Consider the following 8,347-nt stretch of genomic DNA (forward strand, 5'->3'; position numbering starts at 1 on the left):
TTCAGGCGGTCGGTTGGTCGGAGTCGAGGGCGTCGCGCCGGGCGATGACGGTGGCCTTGCTCTTGTCGGCGCCGGGGCCGGCGGCGGTGTAGTAGTCGATGGCCTGGCTGTAGCAGCGGTGGGCCTCGGCGGTGTCGCCGAGCGCGGCGTGGACCTCGCCGAGCACAGTGCATAGGTCGGCCAGGTAGCCGACCGAGCCGTAGTCGCGCACGGCCTGCTCGATCTCGGCCAGCTCCGACACTGCCTCGGCGGCTTGCCCGTTCAGGGTCAGGGCCCGCGCCAAGTGCAGGACGGTGCGGGCGTGGCCGATGTCATCGCCGATGCCGGTGAACATGCTCGCCGCCAGCCGCAGGTGGTGGAGTGCGAGCTGGGCGTCGGCGATCTTGGGGTGCAGGGCGGTTTCGCCGAGGCGTCGGTGTCGCAGCGCGATGCTGCGGGCGTCGTTCATCCCCTCGGCGACTTCCAGGGCATGTTCGAGGTCCGGGAGGGCGGCGTGCGGGTCGTCGGCCTTGAGGTGGGCGCGGGCGCGGGTGGACAGCGCGCCGGAGTGCAGCCACGGGTCACCGACTTCGGCGGCCAGCTCGACGGCGATCGTGCAGATGGCGACTGCGGCCTCGTGGTGGCCGAGGTTGGTCTCGCCGAAGCCCTGGCGGGTGCGGCAGACGACCTCCAGGATGTGCCCGGCGTCGGCGGCGGCATTAGCCCCGAGGAACTGCGAGCTCACCAACTCACCGGCGGTGTAGTTGGGTCGCAGCGGGTTCCACAGGACCTCGCCGAACTGGTACACCAGCTCCGTCCAGCCCTGGTCGGCGGCGTCCTGTTGAGCGGCGAGAAGGTTGGCGCGTTCGGTCTCGGCCCAGTCCAGGGCGGCCTTCGCGTCGGCGAACATGCCGGTGTCCAGATCGGTGTAGACGGGGCTGAACCGGCGAGGGAAAGGATTGATGATCTTGTCGGCCGCCGCCCCGCGCCGCAGGTACCACTCGATCATCCGGCGGCGCACCGCCAGCCGCTTGGCCTGGTCATCCTGGCCTGCCAGGGCTCGCACGTGCTCACGCAGGACGTCGTGCAGCCGGTAGCGCTCGTCCCCGGACTCGGTGACGAGGTTCGCCTCCACCAGCCGCCCGAGCCCGCGGCCGACGTCGGTGACCGGCACGTCGAGCCCGGCGGCGAGCGGCTCGGCTGTGAACTCGACGCCGGGATGCTCGGCCAGACCGCGGTAGAGCCGGGCGGTGGTGGCGTCTAGGTCCTCGTAACTCATCTGCAGCACTCCTTCAACGGACAGCTCGTGCGGGTCCAAAGCGCCAGTGGACGCCTCGGCGAGGTGGGTCAGCCGGGTGATCAGGCGCGCCGGGTCGCGCCGGGGGTAGGCGGCGAGATGGGCTCCGGCGATGGTTAGGGCCAGCGGATGCCCGTGACAGCGGATGGCCAGCGCGTGCAGCAGCTCCTCGCCGATGGGCTGTCGATCCTCGTCGAGGAGGCCGGTCAGGAGCGCGGCGCCGGTGGCGGCGGGGAAGCAGTCGAGGTCGAGGTGGCGGAAGCCCGCGATGGCCAGCTCGGCGAGCCGATTGCGGCTGGTGACCAGGATCGTGCCGCGCGCCGTGGCAGGTACCAGGGGCTGCACCTGCTCGGCGGAACGGGCGTTGTCGACCAGCATGGCCACCGCCTTGTCCGAGGTGACCGTTCGGTACAGCGCGACCAGCTCGGCCACCTCGCCCGGCAGGTCGTCGGCGGCGACGCCGAGCGCGCGGAGCCATCCGGCGAGGACCTGCGCGGTGGCCGGTGGCGGGTGGCCGCTCCAGCCGTTGAGGTCCACGTGCAGCACGCCGTCGGGGTGGCGCTCGTGGTGTCCGTCGAGCCAGCGCACCGCCAAGCCGGTCTTGCCGACCCCGCCCAGGCCGGTCACCACCACGCGGGTCGGGCCCGCCGTGGTGAGCAGACGGTCCAGCCGCTCCAATTCATCTGCGCGGTCGACCCAGGTGTGCGCGGGCGGCGGAAGCTGCCGGGGAACCGGCACTCGGTGCTCGGGAGCGTGCAGGACGATGGTGTCGGCGGTTACCGTGCGGGCTTGCAGCACCTGGCCGTGGACCGATCCGGACACGGTGTTGATGTGCTCGGCCTTGTTCATGCGCGCTCCGCGGGCTCGGGACGGCGGTCGGCGAGCACGGCGTTGCCCCACAGGCACTCGCGTACGGGCAGGGTGAGCCCGTCCGGTCGCCACAAGCCGATCGGCGCCACGCCGTCCGGGTGTGGTTGCCACGGTCCCAGCAGGTCGGCGAACTGCCGCCGGCTTCGGTGGACGAGCGTGATCCCGGCCCTGGCGAGACAGTCCTCGATCGCACCGGCCGATTCCAGCCCGAGGACGATGCCGTCGGCGTGTGAGGCGGCCAACAGCGAGCCGGGTGCCAGCCGCTCGTGGTACCTGGCCAATGCGGCGGCCGGATCCTCGGCGTCGGGCAGGCAATGCAACACCGACCCGGCCACCACGCCCACCGGGCGAGTCAGATCGAGCAGCCGAGTGGTCACGGCATGGTCGAGCACCTCGTCAACGTGCCGCAGGTCGGCCTCGATCACCCCGGTGCTCGGATCGTCCGCATGGACGATCAGACCGAGACCGGCGATGGCTATGGGGTCGCGATCGACGTAGACGACGCGGACGTCAGGACGTTCAGCCTGGGCGAGATGGTGCACGGGGTGGGCGCTGAACATGCCCGCACCCAGGTCGAGGAACTGCTCGATTCCGGCCGTGAGCATGTGAAGGACTGCGCGGCGGACGAAGGCGCGGCTCTCGCGGACGAATACGTCATACCCAGGCACCAGCGTGGTGATCTTGTCGGCCACGGCGCGGTCGGACGCGAAGTTGTGCCCACCACCGAGCAGGTAGTCGTAGATCCGGAACAGCGACGGCGCGTCGGGGTCTACCTGTTGTTCAAGACCTGACGCGCTCTCATGCGTCGCCATCACCGTGACGTTCTCCCACCCCGTCTCGCCATCACGAGCCGACTCACCGTGCGTCTGGTCGACCCACCTGCCGTGACCTGCGGCGCACCAGCACCAGTCGAACCGGCTGGGTCGATTCGTGTGGGCGATTAGACGGCTGTATCAAGATCTGAACCAGAGCGGCGGCGAGGCGCTGGTGAGGCGCCAATGAGGCGACACCACACGTGAGCTCGACAGCAGCGGCGGCATGGTTCACCCGGTTGAGTGGGAGGGCGGATAGGTAGGCTTCGAACGTGCTGGCCCTGACGGGACCGCTTCGACGAACGGCGCTTGGAGGGCCTGCTCATGGGCGAGCTCGGTGTGATCCGGAGTTACGCCTACTGGTCGGATCGCCGTATCCGGGACATCGCGTCGGCAAACGGCATCGCCCTCGAACGGCGCGTGAGTTGGAAGGCCAAGACGGCGTCGATTCCCTTGATCGGTGGGCTCGAATTTGCGCAGGAGGCGCGCACGCTCGACCGTGCTGAGGTCGCACGTCGAATCGAAACGGCGATCGGAGACCTCGCAGTCGAGGACTTCGTCACCCCGCCGCCGGCGGTGTTCGCCAAGGGCGTCGGCCGTGTCGAGTTCGCCCAGTTCACGGGCGGTATTGAGAAGCGACAAGGCGTCGTGATGTACGTCAGCACTCGCAGCAGCACTGGCGTCCGCGTCGATGTGTGCCTGTTCGGCAGCCTTGAGAACACCGCCGACTACGTCGGCGGCTCCGACAAGCCACCGGAAGGATGGTCGTCCTCCGCAGCTCGGGCGATTGCTCTGTACATCCGGAGCCGCGGCACGATCAACAATTCACAGTGGGACGACCCAGAGTCCATCGCGGTCGAAGCCCTGAAGATCGCGACCGAGCAGGGCGTGACCGGAACCTGGGACGAACACGAGGACAAGCCCTGGACGCGGGGCTTCACGCTCGGCCACGCGACTGAATCCGAGTGGTTCGCGCAGATCTACAGCGACGTCGTGCTCGACAAAGACCGGTGGACCTTTGACCGCGACGGCGGCATCAGCCCAGACGTCGAACGCATCCTCATCGGCGCTCCACTGTGGGTACGGACTCCGGGCGCACACGCCGTCACCCGCTACCGGGACCTACGTCGAGGGAGCGGCGGGGAACATGACGGTCGGCTCCTGCCTGGCCTGGATGGCCAACGCCTACGTCGTTGACGGGACACAATGATCGAGTGAGCGACGACTGGGAGCTGCGCTGGGCATCGGGAGCCCGGCGGTTCTACGTCGCCGAGATCGTGCGGCAGGCGAGTTACGCCTTGGCCGCGGTGCAACAGGCTCTCATTCTCAGCCGGGATCCGCAGCGGCGTTCCGAGGCGTGGCCTGCGGTCCAGTCGTTCCTCACCGCGTCCGCCATCATCAGCAAGCTGTTGTGGCCCGTCAGGGCCGATGGAGCGGATCCCAAGTCCCGTTGGCGTCGCTTCCGCGCCGACCGACTGCGGACAGAGCTGATGATCAGCGACACCTCGGCCCTCCGGGACAGGAAGGTCCGGGACTCCGCCGATCACTTCGACGAACGCATCGACGACCTTGTCCGCGACCAGCGCATCCCACAGTCGTGGACAGACCTGGCGGATGCGGAGTTCGTGCGGCAGCCAGCCCCGTTCCGCGCCATCGACCCTGACACTGGCGAGGTGCTCGCAGGCCATGATCGAATGGCTCTGGGGCCAGTCATCGCGGAGCTGAATGCGGTTCTGCGGCGGTGCGAAGACATCGAGCCCGGATTAACCAGCGCTCCAGACATCGCCATGCTGCTAGCCACGCTGAGGTGGCCGCCGCTGCCGTCCCTGTTCGCCCCCACCGAACGCCCTGACGAACCGGTCATTGCCGGGGCTACGTTTGGAACGACCGGGCCTCAGTCCCTGGAAGAGCTCATCGCACTGGTTGCCGACCAACTCTCCGACCACCCGGAGCCGAACCGACCACACGGCGCAGACGGATAGTTACTACGACCGGCTGGCTCAGTTCTCGTCGAAGTGCGCCTCGGCGGCCCGGCGGATCTGCGCTAGGCGCTTCGAGACGGCGCTGTGGTTGGCGTACCCGAGCACGTCCGCGATCTCGGTCTTCCTGGTCACGCCGCTGTTGAGCAGCACGACGATCTGCCGGTTCCGGGCGTCCAGCAGTGTGAGGAAGTCGTTGGTGACCAGGTTGTCCAGCACCTCGCTCTCCGGCCCTTGGACCGGGATGGTGTCGGTCAACTCGACGAACTTCACCGTGACCTTGCGTCGTTTGCCGTGCAGCTTGCGTTCGAAGTCTTCGCGTGCGTACGACCAGTGGCTGGAGAAGTCGTCCTCGATGCGGTGGGAGCGGACGGCGTCCAGGATGCCGCGGAGCTGGCCGGTCCGGTCGGCGGCTTCCACGGTCTCGACCACGGCGTCGTGGGCGTCGTCCTCGCCGAACCACACGGGCCCGCCCATCCGCGGGTTGCCGGCGATGGCCCCGGCGAGCACGCTGCCGTCCTCCAGGAGGACCGGGCCGGGCGTCTTGCCCTTGTCGACCTCGGGGAAGTCCCGCAGCCGGTCTTGGATCGTGGCGGTGACCGCGGGCACCCAGAAGTCGAGGTTGTGGGCCAGCAGCCGGATCGGGTCGTCGGCTGAGAACGCCTTCATCTTCGACCCCGACATCAGGTGCGGCCAGACCGTCCACGCCCAGGCGCGGGCGAGCCGGGCTTCGAAATCGGTCGGCAGGAAGTCGTCGATGCCGGCCCAGTCGGCCATGAACGGCCACTGGCCGCCACGCAACAGCGGGAGTCCGAACATGTCCAGGATGCGCTTGGGCAGCAGGTGGAACAGCGGCGCGTACTCGAAGTACCGCGCCCGCGTCCGGGGCACGAATGTGACATTGACGTCGCCGAGATCGGCGATCTTCGCCATCGGCTTCGGCAGGTCGTCCAAGTCGAAGAAGCGCCGCCGGAACTGGGCCGCTTCCCACAGCATGTTCCACTGCGCGAGTGCGACGAAGTCCCGGTCCGAGGTGTGGGACATCGGGAGCGTCGCGTACTCCGGCGGAGCCGGTTCGCGCGGGCGGACGACGCCGCCGAAGATGAATCCGGCTGAGATGTTCCGCAGGGATGGGAACTCCTCCGGAGTGGCCTCGGCCTCGGGGAGGAACACGTCATCGCGCCGCCACGCCAGCACCTCGGCCGCAGTCGGCTCGCGATCCTCGCTCACCTCATCCTCCGCCGTTCGCTGCTCCGTGCGCTGACCGGTCCGCTCGTCGATCTGGGTCATACCTACATCACGACAGTCTCCGCGGGATTCGTTCCGAGCGCCGCGAGAGTCACCGGACGTCACCGCACTCCTCGCCTCCGACGCAACCGCCGAGGACGCTCCTAGACCTCAACCGGACACCGTCCGACACACTCGAACGTATGTGCGAAGAGATGGTACGTTGCTGGTCATGGACCCGCGGCTACTCCGAACTGCTCAACCGGACGGCAGGCTGGCATACGGGCGCGACAGCTCCGGCAGGCCCGTGGCGCTCCTGCCGGCCAGGTGCAAGCTCGGCTTGCACACGCTCCCTCCATCCGAGTATCGGGCGGTTGTGCACGATGGCGAGGTCCATATCAGCTGTCCGGCTTGCGCTGCCGAGGGTGCTGATCATTGCTGGCGGCTGACTACCAATGGCCCGACTCCCGACCGCGCTGAACTGGACGAGGAGACCTATCGCGACCTCGTCCTCCGTCGAGCGAGGACAACACCGTCGTTGGCGGGTGGCCAACGTGATCAATAGCCCGTTCACCACCTGGGAAGGCGACGACGTTCACGGCCGAAGGCCCGTGCTCACCAGCGTCTGGGTCCTGCTGGACGACCTGTTCCCTCGCCCGCCCGATGCCCCTCGACACGTCATCGTGACTGGCCTGGATCTGACGGGCAAGGTGCAAGGCCGGCTCCACGGACGCTTTCCCAGCGTCGATGGCAACTGGCTCGGAGTGGTCAACTACGAGATCAGCTACGCCGATGGCCGCCGAGAGAAGCTGCACCTGGTCGACCAGTTGCTGCCGTTCTCGGTGCTGCGAGAACCGAAATAGCTCGATCGAGCATGCGCCCCGCGCCGTAGAGTTCATGCCCTACGGATGGAGGAGTGAGCGGTGGCGGAACCGGCGGCAGTACCCGACTTCGACGAACGGCTTGCCGGATTCCAGTCGACCACGTTCAAGGAGCTTCGGCCTGGTCAGAGGCAGGTACTGGCCGCCTACGCGGCTCACCACCTCACGACACCGGACGTGGCGATCGAAATGCCGACCGGTGAGGGGAAGACCCTGTTGGCGCTGTTGATCGCCGACTACGCCCTCGACCAGGGAATGTCGGTTGCTTACCTGACCGGCACCCGCCAGCTGGCAGAGCGGGTTGAGGACGAAGCCACCAAGTTGGGCCTGGAGGTCGTCCGGTTCGCCGCGAAGGACTACGGCGGCGCCAAGCTCGACGACTACCACCAGGCCCAGGCGGTGGGCGTGATGAACTATTGGGTCTACTTCAACAGCAGGCCCGTTCCGAAACCCGCCGACCTGGTCATCTTCGACGACGCCCATCTAGCGGAACAGCCGCTCAGCGGGCTACAGACCCTGCGCATCCCCGACAAGCCTGGCCCTGCTCGCGTCCTGTATCGAACGATCTGTGATCTTGTCGTCGCGCACACCGACGCATACGCCGGACTGCAGGCGATGCGCGATGGCACCGCTCGGCCGGGCACCCCGCCCGAGCTGCTGTCGTTCAGCGACTGGGCGGCGATCGCCACAGCGTCGCGGGACGCGATCGAGGCGTCGCCGCTGGTCGCCGACCTCGCGCTCAAGGACGAGTCGGACGAGATCAAGGCAGAGGTCAAGAAGCTCCGGGACGAGATCAAGTGGGTGTGGCCGAAGGTCCGTGAGCACCTCACCCACTGCGGCGTGCTTGTCGGGCCGTCCGGAATCGAGATCCGCCCCTACCACCCGCCGACGGCGCTGAACGCGGGGTACAGCCAGGCCAAGCAGCGGATCTATCTCTCGGCGACCCTCGGTTCGATGGACGACCTGCAACGCCGCATCGGCGGCGGCCGGGTCACCCGGCTGGAGACCGAGCAGCCGCTGCTTTCCGGCAGCACCGGCGAGCGCATGTTCGCGTTGAACCCCTCGTCCGAGCAGGCACTCGACCTCGGCGTGCTCAGCTGGGCACTCGAACAAGTCCAGGCAGCCGGTGGGAAGGCGGCCTGGCTGTGCGCCAGCCACAGCGAAGCGGACACACTGCAAGCGATCCTCGGTGGGCTCGGCCATCCCGTCTACCGCCTCCGGGCCGGCGACGACACCGCAGTCGACGGCTGGAGCCGCGCTCCCCAGGGGCAGTTGATCACTGCGGGCCGCTATGACGGGCTC

General features: G+C 68.2%; 7 protein-coding genes. 4 read left to right on the plus strand and 3 right to left on the minus strand.

What is annotated here, in order from left to right:
* Position 1: 1 nt before the first annotated feature.
* Both L2C96_RS28275 and L2C96_RS28280 read right to left on the minus strand, forming a co-directional pair.
* Entirely contained in the window at positions 2-2,125 is a 2,124-nt protein-coding gene (locus tag L2C96_RS28275) for a hypothetical protein (RefSeq protein WP_112276353.1), read from the minus strand.
* Positions 2,122-2,958, minus strand: coding sequence for an SAM-dependent methyltransferase (locus tag L2C96_RS28280; RefSeq protein WP_098085232.1), 837 nt, complete (start codon positions 2,956-2,958; stop codon positions 2,122-2,124). The genes L2C96_RS28275 and L2C96_RS28280 overlap by 4 nt, the downstream gene beginning before the upstream one ends.
* A gap of 324 nt (positions 2,959-3,282) precedes the next feature.
* On the opposite strand from L2C96_RS28280, the gene L2C96_RS28285 reads away from it, so the two are divergent.
* Positions 3,283-4,155: a hypothetical protein gene (locus L2C96_RS28285; RefSeq protein ID WP_127516251.1), complete on the plus strand. Its 873-nt coding sequence runs from the start codon at positions 3,283-3,285 to the stop codon at positions 4,153-4,155.
* A gap of 17 nt (positions 4,156-4,172) precedes the next feature.
* Positions 4,173-4,940, plus strand: a complete 768-nt coding sequence (locus tag L2C96_RS28290; RefSeq protein WP_098085227.1) for a hypothetical protein — start codon at positions 4,173-4,175, stop codon at positions 4,938-4,940.
* Positions 4,941-4,958: 18 nt separating this feature from the next.
* On the opposite strand, the gene L2C96_RS28295 is transcribed toward L2C96_RS28290, so the two are convergent.
* Complete coding sequence (locus L2C96_RS28295; protein ID WP_172964539.1) at positions 4,959-6,227, minus strand: sigma-70 family RNA polymerase sigma factor; 1,269 nt, start codon at positions 6,225-6,227, stop codon at positions 4,959-4,961.
* A 482-nt stretch (positions 6,228-6,709) separates the two neighbouring features.
* On the opposite strand from L2C96_RS28295, the gene L2C96_RS28300 reads away from it, so the two are divergent.
* On the plus strand, positions 6,710-7,027 hold the full coding sequence (locus tag L2C96_RS28300; protein ID WP_216641980.1) for a hypothetical protein: 318 nt from the start codon (positions 6,710-6,712) through the stop codon (positions 7,025-7,027).
* Positions 7,028-7,087: 60 nt separating this feature from the next.
* A partial coding sequence (locus tag L2C96_RS28305; RefSeq protein WP_237338365.1) for a DEAD/DEAH box helicase family protein occupies positions 7,088-8,347 on the plus strand: 1,260 nt, incomplete at its 3' end.

Source organism: Amycolatopsis tucumanensis (assembly GCF_021654135.1).
GTDB lineage: Bacteria > Actinomycetota > Actinomycetes > Mycobacteriales > Pseudonocardiaceae > Amycolatopsis_E > Amycolatopsis_E tucumanensis.